We start from the raw sequence: 13,418 nt of genomic DNA, 5'->3' as shown, positions 1-13,418 counted from the left end.
ATGCGGAATGTGGAATCCGAATTCCGGATTGAAGTCTAGCCAGAGGAACCTTTGGGATGTCAACCCCGCAGATCCGCCGCAAGACCCGTGCCGACGCCGAGCGCAATCGAGACCGCGTCCTCGAGGCGGCTCGCACGATGTTCGCCGCGTCCGGCTACGACGTGCAGATGTCGGAGGTCGCGCGCGCGGCGGGCGTCGGCGTCGGGACGCTGTATCGCAAGTTCCCGACCCGGGAAGCGCTGATCGAGGCCATCGCAGAGCAGCGCACTGTCGAGATCGCCGGCACCGCACGTCATTTCGTCGAAGCGGACGATTCCGGTCGAGCCGGTTTGGCCGGATTCCTGCATCACGTGGGCGAGGTGCTGGCAGAAGATCGCGGCATGTCCGAGGTGATCGAAAAGGCCATGGGCTCGAACGAACCGCGGGGACAGACGCATGCGGCACTGCTCGCCAGCATGGAGGAGTTGATCGATCGGGCGCGGGTGCACGGCGCAGTCGGACAGGACGTGACGACCGGGGACATCGACATGGTCATCTGTGGCCTGGCGGCTGTCATCCGCAACGCCGCGGGCGATTGGCGGCGGTACATCGAGATCGCACTCGAGGGTCTGCGTGCTCGTTGAGCAGGCGCGCTCCGTCCGATGCTCCGGGCATTACCTTGGCCCGTAGTCCTTCTCGGCCGATCGGATGTCACCGATCCGTACGGCGGTCCCCAATTCCGTGTCTATTACGTTGCGTTGTGTGCGACCAAACGTAAACGTAAATCGTGTGAGGTCATTCGAACCTGGCACGAATCCTGACCGCCGATAATGTTCACTTATCGGCGGTCAGGTTCGAATGGGCGGGATTCGAGTCTCCAAGAGGTGGCATGAGTTTCGTTTCGTGTAATACGTATGGAAAGGACGAAACAAACGCTACGATTCTCCCGTGCCGAGCATCTGCAACTACCCGGGCTGCGCCCGCCCCATTACCCGCGCCGGCGGCCCGGGTCGTCCTTCCGAGTACTGCGATCACCCGGACCACACGCGGTGGCGGGCGTGGCGGGAAAGGCAACGGCAGCAACAGGAGTCCGAGGGTGCGACGGCTACTGTCACTGTGACGGCTCAGGGGCCGGTGACGGTGGCTCGGTTGCGGGCCGATGAGTTACTCGGGCAGTTTCGAGGGCTGGCCGAGCAGCTGGGAACCACGTTGAACGCCGCGGTGGCCGAGCTGCAAACGATCGGGGATCCGTCAGTGGCCGAGGCGCAGGTCCAGGCTGCGCAGGCCGACGCGGCGCGACGGATCGCCGAGGCCGAGATGGCAACGGTGGCGGCCCAACAAGCGCGGCGCGAGGCCGAAGAGGCACGCGCACTGGCGGAGTCGGTGGCCGAGGAGGCGGTGGCTGCCGCGGAACAGGCTGAGCAGGCCGTGGGTGAGGCACTCGCGGCCAGGGATGAAGTCGTGGCCTCGGTGGACGCGCTCACCAGGCAGGCAGCCGAGGACGTGTTCGCGGCGCGCAGCGACGCCGAGGCGCAAGTGCGTGCGGCGCAACGACAAGCAGCCGACGACATCGACACAGCGAAACAAGAAGCCGACGACTCCGTGACACGCGCCGAGCAGCGTGCCGATACCGAGATCGCGCACCAGCGCCGAGACGCCGATGCCCGGATCGCGGCCGCGAACGCCGAACGCGACCTGGCGATCCAGCGGGCCGCCGACGCCGACCGTGCCACCGAACGTGCCGAGCAAGCCAGCGCCGAACGCGTAGAAGCCGCCGCCGAAGCACGCGAGGAGTGGCGCCGGGCCCGCACCGAACTCGATGCCGCGCGCGGCGAACTCGACCGCACCCGTACCGAACTCGCGGAGTTGCGCCGCACCACCACCGTCGAAACCCAGCAACGCCGCGACGAATCGGCGGCCGCGCTGGCGCGGGTCCGTAGCGAAGCCGCCGAACGATGGGCTGCGCTCGACGATGCCCGCAAGCAAACGCTGGCCCGTGCCGAACGCGCCGAAGCTCAGCTCGACGAACTCCTCGCTGCCACCCGCACCCCGGTGCCCGCGACCATGAGTGGGGTATCGGCGGCGGTGAGTAGTGACCTGGACTAGCGTCACGCACATGACCGAGCAGCCCGGCCCTCTCGAATCGACCCGTGAGTTCGCCGCCATCGACATCGACGACATGCTGAACGCCGAAGAAACCTACACCGGCCCGACGTCACGGACGCGGCTGATCGCGATCCTGGTGGTGGCGGCGCTGGTACTGAGCGCCGGTGCCACCACCCTCGCGATCCTGCTGGCCTGACCCCTCAGGCGGGCCGAGCCAACGGGGTGTCGGGGTCGCCGGAATGGCGCAGCGCGACGATCTGTTCGGGCACCCAGTAGATCCGGCCGAATTCGAACGCCTGATAGATGCCGTCGTCGTGGGCGGTCTCGTCGGAGACAGGCCAGCCGAGCTCGCCGTTCTCGTACCCGGCCGCCGCCCAACGCGCACCGATCGCACCGTGCACCCAGTGCGCCGGTTGTGTGGCGCGCCGGTAGACGGTGCCGCCTTGAAAGGCTTGCGCCAGCCCGGGGCCGGACCCTCGTGGATCGGACAGTTCGGTGTGCTCGGCGGTCGGGTAGCCCAAGGGGCCTGTTTCCCGCCCCAGCTCGGCATACTTGGCCATGACCGCCGTCGGGATGGCGTGGGCATCGGTGGCCGGATGCCAGTAGACGTAGCCGTGTTCGAATTCGGCGAAACGTCCTACCCCGTCCGGCGCGGTGAGTTCGCCGTCTGTGCGGCGTGTGCCCAGCCACGGGGACGCGCCGGCACGAACATCGATCGCGGTCTGCCCGGTCCCACCGGCGAACGAGGCGACGTGGGCCGCGAACACATCCCACGGGAAGTTCGGGCCGACATCGGTGTGCGAGCCGATGCCGAGAGCCGTTGTGACGTACTGATGGTCGGAGATGCCGTCGGCCACGTGGTAATCGGGCCCGATCACCTCGGTCGAGTACCCGTGCCGGTGCGCGCTGCGCACGGCGTGGAACGCCGCGATCCGCAGATCACCGTCGATACCCAGCCACTGCTCACGCGACCACGCGATCCGACTGCCGGCGAAGCACAGATTCACGGTGAAAGGGTTCGCCGAGAGCACCGACCACGACGCCAGTTCCTCCGGCACTACCCGCACCACCACCGCGTCGCGCAGCGTGTAGTGGTAGGACACTCCGTTGGCCGGGTTGTTCAGGTAGGCGGCAAGGGATTCGGCGGTGCCGTTGCCTTCCTGGGTGTGCAACAGGAAGTTGGTGACCCGGGCGCCGTCGCGCGGGGAATGCGAGGCTCCGAGCCGGTCGATCTCGCTGAACTGCGGTACCGATGCCGAGCGGTCGAGTGCCCACTGCCCGAAGTCGGGGGCGAGGATGTCGTTGACGTCGACGCGGGTGCCGTCGATCAGAGGTCCTGGGTTGCTCGGGGTGTCGATCACCCGCTGGTAGAGCACGGCGCGCGGTTCCCGTTCGGTGCCCGACCAAGCACGTGTCTGCCACGCCCAGCTGAATTGCCCTCGCGCACCGATCACCCCGTCCTCGACTGCCCACGCGCACACCCGCGCATGCCCGTAGATGCCGGTCCATGCCGTACCCAGCACCGCGTTGACGCCGCGGAAGAACTCGACGGCCGTGCTGTTCCACTGCGACAGCGAGATGTCCTCGTCGACGGCGAAGAAGATCGGTGCGTGTCGCGGTGCGCCCACGCTCAGGTGGGTGGCCAGCGCCTGTTCGGCCATCTGCCGGCCGCCCTCGAAACCGGTGGTCCAGTCCGACGGGGTCGCGTCGCCCGGTTTGCCGTATTGCCAGATGGAGACGATGTCGAGCCCAGCGGCGGTGAGCGCGCGAGCGTAGTCGGCGGTGATCGGTTTGGCACCGAAGTTCGCGCCCGGTCTGCTCGGTGAGATGTAGGCGAGGACCGCCGAATGGCCCGCCGCGGCGATCGCCCGCGGATCGATGAGCCGGGCCGCGAAATCGACAGCTGTAGACATGATTGACCCCCTGTATGACTGCGTATCCGATGGAATTCCCGAGATGGTGGAACTATCGCGATGATGTGCGCTGGTACCCGAGGATCGTTACCGCGGTGAGGATCTCACCGTGCACCATTCTAAACGAAACACTCACTCCCGCACCATCGTTCACCAACGATCAAGGTAGTACCCAGATTCGGGAGTAGTTTCACTCACGCACGGCGGCCCATGTGCCCGCTAACCTTTCGCCATGGTGGCGCAGCTGATGTGGGGGATTCCGACGCACGGGTTCTTCGTCGCGCTGGGTGTCGCAGTCGCCGCGGTGGTGTTCGTGGCCGAATGCCGACGACGCGCCGCACTGCGCGAAGAGTCCCTGGTCGCGGTCACCGGGGCATTGGTCGGTGGGGCGATCGGCATGCGGTTGTCGAGCCTGGCCGAGACGCTGGATCCCGTGGAGAGCTGGATGTTCGGTGCGCGCAGCGTGCTCGGCGGCTTGCTCGGCGCGTATGTGGGCGTGTTGATCGCGAAGAAGATCATCGGATATCGGGAACGGACCGGTGATCTGTTCGCACCCGCGGTGGCGCTCGGCATGGCAGTGGGGCGCATCGGGTGCCTGCTCACCGAGGCACCGGGACGGCCGACGAGCCTGCCGTGGGGGATCCACGCGCCCGCGACGGTGCCGCAGTGCCCCGGGTGCGTGGCCGGTGTGGCGATGCATCCGAGTTTTCTCTACGAAATCGTGTTCCAGTTGGCCGCTTTCGGCGCACTGTGGTGGTTGCGCGAGCGGATCAGCACGCCGGGAGAGCTGTTCACCCTCTATGTCGGTGCCTATGCGATCTTCCGGTTCCTGGTCGAGTTCACCCGCGCCAACGACACGGTATGGCTGGATCTGACGCGCCCGCAATGGTTCCTGCTGCCGGGACTGGTCCTGGTCGCGGTGCGCTGGAGCATCGGCTACCGGCGCGGAAACTATGACGGTGTACTTCGACGAAAGGTCGTAGCATGAACTTTCCTCCCGGACCACCACCGAACATGCCGCCCCCGCCACCGCACCAGGGCGGGAAACCGCCCGGGCAGGGCGGTCAGGTCGCGGCGATGGCGTTGGCGGGCGCGATGGCGTTCATCGTGGCCAACGCGATGGCAGGATTCTTCGTGTTCATGGTGGTCGCCTCCATCAATGACGACACCGCGACCAAGGTGCTGTTCGGGCTCACCGCGGTGGCCGGTGCGGCGGTGGCCTTCGGGGGTGGCTGGCTGTTGATCCGGCGTAAACGGCCCGCGCCCAAGGGGTTCGGGATGGGGCTGATGATCGGGTGGTCGTTGGTCACGGTGTGCACGGCGGGTTTGTGCACGGCCATCAACCCGGAGCTGTACACGGGCATGTTCGGGATGGCGCGATGACCGGGATGCCGTTGCGGGGCGATCGAATCCTGCGTTATGTCACGGCGTTCTGCCCCCGCTGTCACGACGAACACCCCGAGACCCCGCTGCCCGACGTCGCGCGACTGTCGGGGTGGTTGGCCGAACGGGACGGGAAGGTATTCCTCGAACGCGGGTGTCGCACCCACGGCATGGTGCGGACCCTCTACGACGAGGACCCCGAGATCCTGGCCTACCTCGAAGAGTGGACGGCCCCGACCAAAGCGCACCTGCCCGACGCCGCGGGCAATTTCGATCCGGTGCCCTCGGCATACCTGCGTGGATTGCCCGAGATGCAGACGCAGCACACCTGCATCCTGCTCGAGGACATCATCGACAGCTGTAACCTGCGCTGCCCCACCTGTTTCGCCGACTCCTCGCCCGCATTGCGCGGTGTGGTGTCGGTCGAGGACGTGCTGGCCAATGTCGACCAGCGGCTGGCCCGCGAGAACGGGCGCCTCGATGTGCTGATGCTCAGCGGCGGCGAACCGACCCTGCATCCGCAGTTGGCGCGTCTGCTCGCCGAGCTGACCGCACGGCCGATCACCCGGATCCTGCTCAACACCAACGGTCTGCGCATCGCCGTCGACGACGAGTTGCTGGCGCTGCTGCGTGCGCATCGCGACCGGGTCGAGGTGTATCTGCAATACGACGGGGAAACGGCGCAGGCCTCACGCCATCATCGTGGTGGCGACCTGCGGGTGCGCAAACAGCAGGCGCTGGATCGGCTTTCGTCGAACGCTGTCTTCACCACCTTGGTGATGACGGTCGCGCTGGGCGTGAACGACGACGAGATCGGTGCGGTCTTGCGCACGGCGATGGATACACCGTTCGTCGGCGGGGTCTCGATCCAACCGCAATTCGGTTCCGGGCGTTCGGGAGCGATCGACCCGATGGACCGGCTCACCCACACCGGTGTGCTGCGCCGACTCGGCCCGCAGACCGACGGCCGAATCACCTGGCGCGATCTCACCGCGCTGCCGTGTTCGCATCCGCACTGCTGCTCGGTCGGTTACCTGCTGCGTGACGACGCCGGGCAATGGCGGTCGCTGGTCTCGCTGATCGGGCACGAGAGGTTGAAGCAGCAACTGGGGTTGGTGTCGAACCGGATCGCGGACTCGGCGCTGCCCGCCGAACTGCGGGTGGCGGTGCAGGAATCGCTGCTGGGATTGCTGTCGGAGCAGTCGTCGCTGTCGCACCCGGAGATCGGGCGGGTGTGGCGAAACATCTGCGAGAACTGTGATCTGGGAATGTCGACCCTGCTCACGTTGGCGTCGTCGGCATTGCCCGGTCGGCGCAAACGGTTGCGGACGCTGCTCGGGGAACGGGTTGTGCGGATCACGGTCAAACCGTTCATGGATATGTCGACGATGATCGAGGAACGGCTCACCCAGTGTTGCGTGCACGTCGGGACCCGCGCTGATGCCGATCAGTGCGCGCCGTTCTGTGCGGTGCAGGCGTGGCCGGCGCTGTCGCGGCAGCGGTTGTCGGCGGCGGCACCGTCAGGCCGGGCGTTGTTGCCAGTGGAGGTGCGGTGAGCGAGCGCGGGGTCTATTACGAGGAGGCGGTGCGCGGGCAGCAGCCACACGACCCGTTGAGGTTGTGTGTGGTCGCGACCGTGGCGTTGCTGACGTGGCTGGTGGGGCCGTGGGCGGTGGTCGGGTTCGGTGCGCTCGCGTTCGTCGGATATTGGCGGGCGTGGCGGGCCGGGTTGCGGCGCAGTCGATGCTGGTTGCGCGATACCCGACTGGTGCTGGTGTATGTCGGGGCGATCGCCGTGGTCGGGGTCGTCGCCGCGCTGTGGTGACGGTGTGTCGCCGAAGTCGTTGCCGCAGAACAGTAGCGGGCAGGCGTGGCGCGCGGTTGACTGGTAGCCATGGCCTCCACTCGATCCAGCAGGCAGCGCCGATCAGGGGTGCCCGCACCCGCGGTCCCGCCGGGCGAACTGATCGTCATCACCACGCCGACCGGCCCGGAGATCACCCCGGCCGCCCTGCGCGAGAACCGATCCGTCCGCACCAGGGTCGATGAATTGCTACCCGGCACGGCACGCCTGGTGCCGATCTTCGGTCCGGACAACCGGCTCGCGGGCAGACTGGCCGACACGCCGCAGGCGCCGGTCGCGGGGGAGTACCTCAGTTTCTACGCGGTGCACGGTGAGCTGGGCGACCTCGGTGAGCTCGCGCACCGGCTACGCGAGGACGACACCGTCGCCGCCGCCTATGTGAAGCCCGCGGCCGAACCGCCGCTGGCACCCCTCGCACAGAACATCGTCGCACCGCGCGCTCCCGCAGTGACACCCGATTTCCGGGTCAGGCAGGCCTATCTGGATGCCGCGCCGAACGGCATCGACGCGGTGTGGGCGCACGGTCGGCCCGGCGGGCTCGGCACCGGCGTGCGGGTGATCGACGTCGAGGGTGCGTGGCGGTTCACCCACGAGGATCTGCGCCAGAACCAAGGCGGGGTGATCGGTGGCACCGCATCGGCCGATCTGGGTTGGCGCAATCACGGCACCGCCGTGGCCGGTGAGATCAGCGGCGACCTCAACGCCGTCGGTGTCACCGGAATCGCACCCGAAGCCCACATCAGAGCCATCTCCATCTTCGGTATCGGCTCGGCCGCCGCGATCCGCTCCGCAGCCGACGCCCTGAACCCCGGCGACATCGTTCTGATCGAATTGCACCGTCCCGGACCACGATTCGACTACCGGGGCACCCCCGATCAGCGCGGCTACATCGCCGTCGAATGGTGGCCCGACGACCTCGCTGCCATCCGCTACGCCGTGAGCCGCGGCGTCGTCGTCGTCGAAGCGGCGGGCAACGGCGGCGAGAACCTCGACGACGCGGTCTACGACACCCGCCCCGGCGACTTCCCCGCCACCTGGCACAACCCGTTCCGCGCCGGCCTCGCCGACTCCGGCGCCATCCTGGTCGGCGCGGGCGCCCCACCGCCGGGCCTGCACGGCCGAGACCACGGCCCCGCCCGCTCCCGCCTCGACTTCTCCAACCACGGCGCCCGCCTCGACGCCCAAGGCTGGGGTCGCGAAGTCACCACCACCGGCTACGGCGACCTCCAAGGCGGCCCCGACGAAGACCTCTGGTACACCGACGAATTCAGCGGCACCTCCAGCGCCTCCCCGATCGTCGTCGGCGCCATCGCCGCCTACCAGGGCATCCGCACCCACGGCCCCGGCCGCGCAACCCCCGACCAGATCAGAACCCTCCTGCGCACCACAGGCTCCCCCCAAACCCCCGCCCCGACCCGCCCCAACACCCAACGCATCGGCACCCTCCCCGACCTGCGGGCCATGACCGCGAAAGGCTGACCGCTATGGCTGTCATCCACCAGACCAGCGTTACCCCGTCCAAGCTCGATATCGTCGCGGCGTGGTTGCCCAGTCGGCAGTGGTATCAGGGCACGATTCCACAGATACACAAAGCCGGCGGATTCCGGCTCGACGATCCTGTCGGCGAGGTGGGTATCGAATTCCTGTTGTTTGTCGATGATTCCGGTGCTGACCAGGTGTTGTATCAGGTGCCGTTGACCTATCGTGGGGCACCGCTCCCGGGCGGTGAGTCAGCGCTACTCGGCACAGCCGAGCATGGAGTTCTCGGCTGCCGCTGGATCTACGACGCCACCCGCGATCCGGTAGCGATCGGTGCCATCGGGGCTCTGCTGACAGATCGGACGACGGCTCAGGCTCAGAGCCTCAGCGACACGACAGATCCGACGGTCATTGTGACGCAGGCCGAGCAGAAACTCATTGACGGTGATATCGGCATCGGTGTGGACGGTGTCGCGCACACCGACGTTCCCCTCGGGTTCGCTGTCGTGCGATTCCATCGCGCGCCCACAGCCGCGCGACTCGGCGGGGCAGGCGCCGTCTCCGCGCCCTCCGTGCTGGGCCCGGTCGTCGAGTTGATCACTGTGCTGACCGAATAGACGTTGCAGCGGCTCCGCGACACGCCATATCGGGTCGAAAACCAGATGTGGCGAGGCCGGGTGGCGTGGGAGGGTACGGGGATGGCATCGGTGAAGAGTGTTTGCGTTCGGGCGGGTACTCAGGCGGACGCGGCTGCGATTACGGGGTTGCAGGAGGCCGGGTTCGGCATGCGGTACGGGGGTGATGAGAACGAGTTCCGGGGAGATATTTTTCCGGTCGAGCGGTCGTTGGTCGCGGTGGAGGGTGACCGGATCGTGGGGCATACGGTCGATCGGACGATGACGGTCACGGTGCCGGGGGAGCGGTCGGTGCGGGCGTGTGGGGTGTCGGGTGTCGCGGTGGCGCCGACGCATCGGCGGCGGGGGATCTTGCGCGAGCTCTATGCGGCCCAGCATGCTCGGACCGAGGCCGATGGGTTGCCGTTGACGATCTTCACTGCCAGTGAGGGCACGATATACGGGCGGTTCGGGTACGAGGTGGCCATTCTCGAGACCGCGGTGTCCATCGATACGCGCCGGGCCGAATTCCGGTCAACCACACCTGATCCCGGTGGCGTCACTTTGGAGACACTGGCCGACGCCGCCCCGCGTATTCGCGAGATCTACGAGCGCTGGCAGAAAGTGACATCGGGGGCGCAGGGTCGTCCGGATGCCAAGTGGGACCTGTTCTTCGCTGATGTGGAGCGTCACCGCCAAGGTGCGACGACACTGTTCGTGCTGCTCCACGCCGACGGCTACGCCCTGTTTCGGCGCTCCAGGCGTGCGGACTGTGGCATCGCCTCGGTCTGGGAATTCCGTGCCGTGACCCCCGACGCGCACGCCGCGCTGTGGCGGGTGCTGCTCGGCATGGACCTCGTCGACACCGTCGAAGCCGAGATCGCCGACGACGATCCGCTCGCCTACATGCTCACCGACCCGCGCACGGTGCAGGTGACCCACCGCGGCGACGCACTGTGGGCGCGGGTCATGGACGTACCCGCCGCCTTGACCGCCCGCACCTACCGCGCCGACCTCGACACCGTCGTGGCGGTGCACGACCCGTTCCGTGACGCCGGCGGGAACTTCGCCCTGCGGATCCGCGACGGCATCGCCGAGTGCGAGCCGACCACCCGGCCGGCGACTCTCGGCTTCGACATCAACATTCTCGGCGCCCTCTACTTCGGTGGGCAGCGCGCGAGCACTTTCGCCGCCGCGCATCGGATCGCGGTCGAGGATCCGATGGTGCTGCGTGCGTTCGACGAAGCGTTCGTCGCCGACCGTGCGCCGCAATTGGGTTGGTTCTTCTAGGCGCCGCGACGACAGGCGCGTTCGCCCCGAAGGTCGCGGCCTCGGGAGTACGGTAGGTAGCTGTGGATTCGCACGAGGTCGATTCTTCGGTTCGGGTGCGTGGCGCCCGGGTCCACAATCTGCGTGCTGTCGACACGGACATGCCGCGAAATGCCCTGGTCGAATTCACCGGCCTTTCGGGTTCGGGCAAGTCGTCGCTGGCATTCGGCACTCGCTACGTGGAACCGCAACGCCGATACCTGGAGTCGGTGGCTCTGTATGCCCGACGGTTGCCGGGCCGGTCGCTGAGCATCCGCGAAGGCGCCATCGCGTCGTGGCCCGGCGCCTGCGCCGACCACGTGACCGACTTGGGAGGTGGTGGGCAGGGAGGCTGGATCGCGGCGCAGGGGACACCGGAGCGGGTTGCGGAGAATCCGGTCAGCCGGACCTCGCCCTACCTGCTGGAGCGGCTGGCATGACCCGCAGCGCTGATCGGACCCGGAATGCGATGCTCGTCGCCGGTGGGTGCGCGTTCGCGCTGGGTGTGGCGCTGCTGCTGTGGCCGGGGCGCGACGAATCGACGCTGGCGATGCTGTTCGGGATCTCGCTGGTCCTGAGCACCGCGGTGCAGGCGTATCTGGCGATGATGGCGCGGATCGCGTTCTTGCTGCGGGTGCTGGTGCTGATCAGCGCTGGGCTCACGGGGATATTGGCGGGGCTGGTCTTCCACGGCGGCAATATCGAACTGCTCGCGCTGTGGATCGGCATCGGCTGGTCGGTGCGCGGCATCGTGCAGGCGCTGGTCGCGGCGTGGGACGACAGCATCGTCGACGGCTGGGCGCACGAAGTGTGCGGGCTCGCCACCGCCGCGATCGGTATCACTATCATCGCGATCACCTTCCAGACGGTCACGGGGCTGGCCACGATGGCCGGTGCTGGGCTGGTCGTGATCGGTGTCATGGAACTGCTCGCCGGCGGGCTCGGGCGGGCGGCTCTGCACGCGGCGCACGGGTCCGCGCACGAGGATCAGGTGCCACCGGTTCGGGCCGCGACCGAGCTCTAGTAGCGAATCACACACTGCGAGTTCGTTATTGGAGGTTTACGCGAACTCGGGGACAACGCGACATTGCGGGCAGTCGAGCGCGCGCTGAACTCTGTGCGCACCCTCGCTCACAGCTGGGGTAACTGTGCTGCGCGCCGGTAGCGTGGCCCGCGGCGTGCGCACGGGAGGCCCTGTTCGGCGCGCCGATTCCGCAGCCCGATGTGAGCCCAGGAGAAAAGTGTGTCGCGCGTAGTCCCCGGCGTAGCTGCCGATGCCGTCCAGCGTGAAAAGCTGGCCATGCGGCGCATGACCGAGAGTTTGGTCGAAGACCTGTCCGAGAACGTCCCCGTCGACCAGGTGACGTCGGCGGTAGGCGCCGCGCACCATCGTTTCCGCGGTAACCCGATCCGGGAGTTCGTGCCGATTCTGGTCGAGCGGATCGTCCGGCGTGAACTCGCCGATCCCGATCCTACGGTGCGGGTCCCGGCCCCCGCGGCCAGCGTGCGGGCCTCCGAGCTGATCGCGCGCGAGTCGAACACGACCGAGGAGCAGGCGAAGCGGTCGGTGAGCAGGCGTGCGGTGGTGCCGTTGTCGATCGGCGCGGCCGTGGTCGTCGCCGGGGTTGTCGCCGGGGTAGTGCTGTTGCCCGGTGGTGCCGATGCTCCGGCCGGCGCTCCTGTCGCGGCACCGACTGTGGTGCGTGGGGTCGTCGGGTCGGAGAAGATGGCGTTCTTCGCCGACGAGCGCGTGGTGCAGGTGCTCGCCGACAACGGTATCCGTGTTCAGGTCGAACCGGCCGGTTCGCGGCAGATCGCGACCACCGTCGACCTCGGCGCCTTCGATTTCGCGTTCCCGTCGAGCATTCCGGCCGCGGAACGAATCCAGCGTCAACGCAACATCACCACCAAATACACGCCGTTCTCGTCACCGATCGCGATCGCCACCTTTCGGCCGATCGCGGACCTGCTGACGGCGGCCGGGGTGATCAAGCCCGGACCGGTCGCGACGTTCGACATGAACAAGTACCTGGAGCTGGCCGGAACCGGTGTGCAGTGGGACGACCTGCCCGACAACACCACCTACCCGGTCGCCAAGAACATCCTCGTCTCCACCACCGACCCGCGCAGCTCCAACTCCGCGGCCATGTACCTGTCGATCGCCAGCTACGTCGCCAACGACCACACCATCGTGCGCGGCGCCACCGCCGAACAGCACGTGCTGCCCGCGCTGTCGAAACTGTTCCTCGCCCAGGGCTACACCGACAACAGCAGCGACGGACCGTTCAACCAGTACCTCACCAACGGGATGGGCCCGATGCCACTGGTCTGCATCTACGAGGCACAGTTCGTCGAAGCGGCGGGCGAGGGCCGGATCAAGCCCGACATGGTGCTGACCTACCCGACCCCGACGGTCCTGTCGAGCCACACCCTCGTCCCGCTGAACGCCACCGGCGACAAGATCGGCAAACTACTCACCGACAACCCCGAACTGCGTCGCCTGGCCGCCGACCACGGTTTCCGCACCGGCGACACCGCCCAGTTCACCTCGATCGCCGCCGAACGTTCGGTCCCCGTGGCCGCCGACCTGATCGACGTGGTCGACGTGCCTGCCTACGAGACGCTCGAGCACCTGCTCGACGGAGTGGCCAACTCCTACAACTGAACCCGTCTCACACCGGTGCCGCGCAGCTATCGGCTGTGCGGCACTCGCGTTCTTCCCACTCGGGGTCACCGTAGTATTCGCCGAAAATCGGGCGGATATGGCGTAGC

At 67.5% G+C, this 13,418-nt stretch carries 14 protein-coding genes; 13 read left to right on the top strand and 1 reads right to left on the bottom strand.

The genetic code is table 11. The annotated features are described in order from the left end of the window. Window positions 1-56 precede the first annotated feature (56 nt). The 3 genes from ACFXKN_RS01515 (at window position 57) to ACFXKN_RS01505 (ending at window position 2,281) form a co-directional block, all read left to right on the top strand. Window positions 57-623 carry a TetR/AcrR family transcriptional regulator gene (locus ACFXKN_RS01515; RefSeq protein WP_378949066.1) on the top strand — a complete coding sequence of 189 codons (567 nt, stop codon included), beginning with the start codon at window positions 57-59 and terminating at the stop codon, window positions 621-623. A 472-nt stretch (window positions 624-1,095) separates the two neighbouring features. Continuing rightward, window positions 1,096-2,085: a hypothetical protein gene (locus ACFXKN_RS01510; protein WP_378949063.1), complete on the top strand. Its 990-nt coding sequence runs from the start codon at window positions 1,096-1,098 to the stop codon at window positions 2,083-2,085. Between the two features lie 10 nt (window positions 2,086-2,095). Further along, window positions 2,096-2,281 (top strand): hypothetical protein, encoded by a 186-nt coding sequence (locus ACFXKN_RS01505; protein ID WP_378949060.1) that lies wholly within the window; start codon window positions 2,096-2,098, stop codon window positions 2,279-2,281. Between the two features lie 4 nt (window positions 2,282-2,285). Here the strand turns inward: ACFXKN_RS01505 and ACFXKN_RS01500 are convergent, their stop codons facing one another. Next, window positions 2,286-3,998 (bottom strand): glycoside hydrolase domain-containing protein, encoded by a 1,713-nt coding sequence (locus ACFXKN_RS01500; protein WP_378949057.1) that lies wholly within the window; start codon window positions 3,996-3,998, stop codon window positions 2,286-2,288. A gap of 232 nt (window positions 3,999-4,230) precedes the next feature. Between ACFXKN_RS01500 and ACFXKN_RS01495 the strand changes: the two genes are divergently transcribed. The 10 genes from ACFXKN_RS01495 to ACFXKN_RS01450 all read left to right on the top strand — a co-directional run bounded on the left by ACFXKN_RS01495 (window position 4,231) and on the right by ACFXKN_RS01450 (window position 13,311). Beyond that, window positions 4,231-4,986: a prolipoprotein diacylglyceryl transferase gene (locus tag ACFXKN_RS01495; RefSeq protein ID WP_378949054.1), complete on the top strand. Its 756-nt coding sequence runs from the start codon at window positions 4,231-4,233 to the stop codon at window positions 4,984-4,986. Continuing rightward, window positions 4,983-5,381 carry a hypothetical protein gene (locus tag ACFXKN_RS01490; RefSeq protein ID WP_378949051.1) on the top strand — a complete coding sequence of 133 codons (399 nt, stop codon included), beginning with the start codon at window positions 4,983-4,985 and terminating at the stop codon, window positions 5,379-5,381. Before ACFXKN_RS01495 ends, ACFXKN_RS01490 begins: the two co-directional genes overlap by 4 nt. A 5-nt stretch (window positions 5,382-5,386) precedes the next feature. Beyond that, entirely contained in the window at window positions 5,387-6,937 is a 1,551-nt protein-coding gene (locus tag ACFXKN_RS01485; protein ID WP_378949765.1) for a radical SAM protein, read from the top strand. Next, window positions 6,934-7,206, top strand: coding sequence for a hypothetical protein (locus ACFXKN_RS01480; RefSeq protein WP_378949048.1), 273 nt, complete (start codon window positions 6,934-6,936; stop codon window positions 7,204-7,206). The genes ACFXKN_RS01485 and ACFXKN_RS01480 overlap by 4 nt, the downstream gene beginning before the upstream one ends. 69 nt (window positions 7,207-7,275) lie before the next feature. Further along, window positions 7,276-8,724: a S8 family serine peptidase gene (locus ACFXKN_RS01475; RefSeq protein WP_378949045.1), complete on the top strand. Its 1,449-nt coding sequence runs from the start codon at window positions 7,276-7,278 to the stop codon at window positions 8,722-8,724. A gap of 5 nt (window positions 8,725-8,729) precedes the next feature. Further along, a complete protein-coding gene (locus ACFXKN_RS01470) occupies window positions 8,730-9,341 on the top strand; it encodes a 1,4-alpha-glucan branching protein (protein ID WP_378949042.1) in 612 nt (203 codons plus the stop codon). 45 nt (window positions 9,342-9,386) lie between these two features. Next, window positions 9,387-10,628, top strand: a complete 1,242-nt coding sequence (locus ACFXKN_RS01465) for a GNAT family N-acetyltransferase (protein WP_378949039.1) — start codon at window positions 9,387-9,389, stop codon at window positions 10,626-10,628. Window positions 10,629-10,690: 62 nt separating this feature from the next. Then, complete coding sequence (locus ACFXKN_RS01460; RefSeq protein WP_378949790.1) at window positions 10,691-11,086, top strand: hypothetical protein; 396 nt, start codon at window positions 10,691-10,693, stop codon at window positions 11,084-11,086. Then, window positions 11,083-11,670 (top strand): DUF308 domain-containing protein, encoded by a 588-nt coding sequence (locus ACFXKN_RS01455; protein ID WP_378949036.1) that lies wholly within the window; start codon window positions 11,083-11,085, stop codon window positions 11,668-11,670. Before ACFXKN_RS01460 ends, ACFXKN_RS01455 begins: the two co-directional genes overlap by 4 nt. 219 nt (window positions 11,671-11,889) lie before the next feature. Then, a complete protein-coding gene (locus tag ACFXKN_RS01450) occupies window positions 11,890-13,311 on the top strand; it encodes a three-helix bundle dimerization domain-containing protein (protein WP_378949033.1) in 1,422 nt (473 codons plus the stop codon). The last annotated feature ends 107 nt before the right edge of the window (window positions 13,312-13,418 follow it).

The sequence above is a fragment of the Nocardia sp. NPDC059195 genome, from assembly GCF_042754695.1.
Lineage (GTDB): Bacteria > Actinomycetota > Actinomycetes > Mycobacteriales > Mycobacteriaceae > Nocardia.
The sequence above is the reverse complement of the archived record's forward strand: the minus strand, read 5'-3'. Positions and strand labels throughout refer to the sequence as shown.

Bases quoted from the DNA above. Each gene is read 5' to 3' on its own strand.
- ACFXKN_RS01515 (WP_378949066.1), top strand. From the start codon at position 57: ATGTCAACCCCGCAGATCCGCCGCAAGACCCGTGCCGACGCCGAGCGC.
- ACFXKN_RS01505 (WP_378949060.1), top strand. From the start codon at position 2,096: ATGACCGAGCAGCCCGGCCCTCTCGAATCGACCCGTGAGTTCGCCGCC.
- ACFXKN_RS01500 (WP_378949057.1), bottom strand. From the start codon at position 3,998: ATGTCTACAGCTGTCGATTTCGCGGCCCGGCTCATCGATCCGCGGGCG.
- ACFXKN_RS01465 (WP_378949039.1), top strand. From the start codon at position 9,387: ATGTGGCGAGGCCGGGTGGCGTGGGAGGGTACGGGGATGGCATCGGTG.
- ACFXKN_RS01490 (WP_378949051.1), top strand. From the start codon at position 4,983: ATGAACTTTCCTCCCGGACCACCACCGAACATGCCGCCCCCGCCACCG.
- ACFXKN_RS01495 (WP_378949054.1), top strand. From the start codon at position 4,231: ATGGTGGCGCAGCTGATGTGGGGGATTCCGACGCACGGGTTCTTCGTC.
- ACFXKN_RS01485 (WP_378949765.1), top strand. From the start codon at position 5,387: ATGCCGTTGCGGGGCGATCGAATCCTGCGTTATGTCACGGCGTTCTGC.
- ACFXKN_RS01455 (WP_378949036.1), top strand. From the start codon at position 11,083: ATGACCCGCAGCGCTGATCGGACCCGGAATGCGATGCTCGTCGCCGGT.
- ACFXKN_RS01475 (WP_378949045.1), top strand. From the start codon at position 7,276: ATGGCCTCCACTCGATCCAGCAGGCAGCGCCGATCAGGGGTGCCCGCA.
- ACFXKN_RS01470 (WP_378949042.1), top strand. From the start codon at position 8,730: ATGGCTGTCATCCACCAGACCAGCGTTACCCCGTCCAAGCTCGATATC.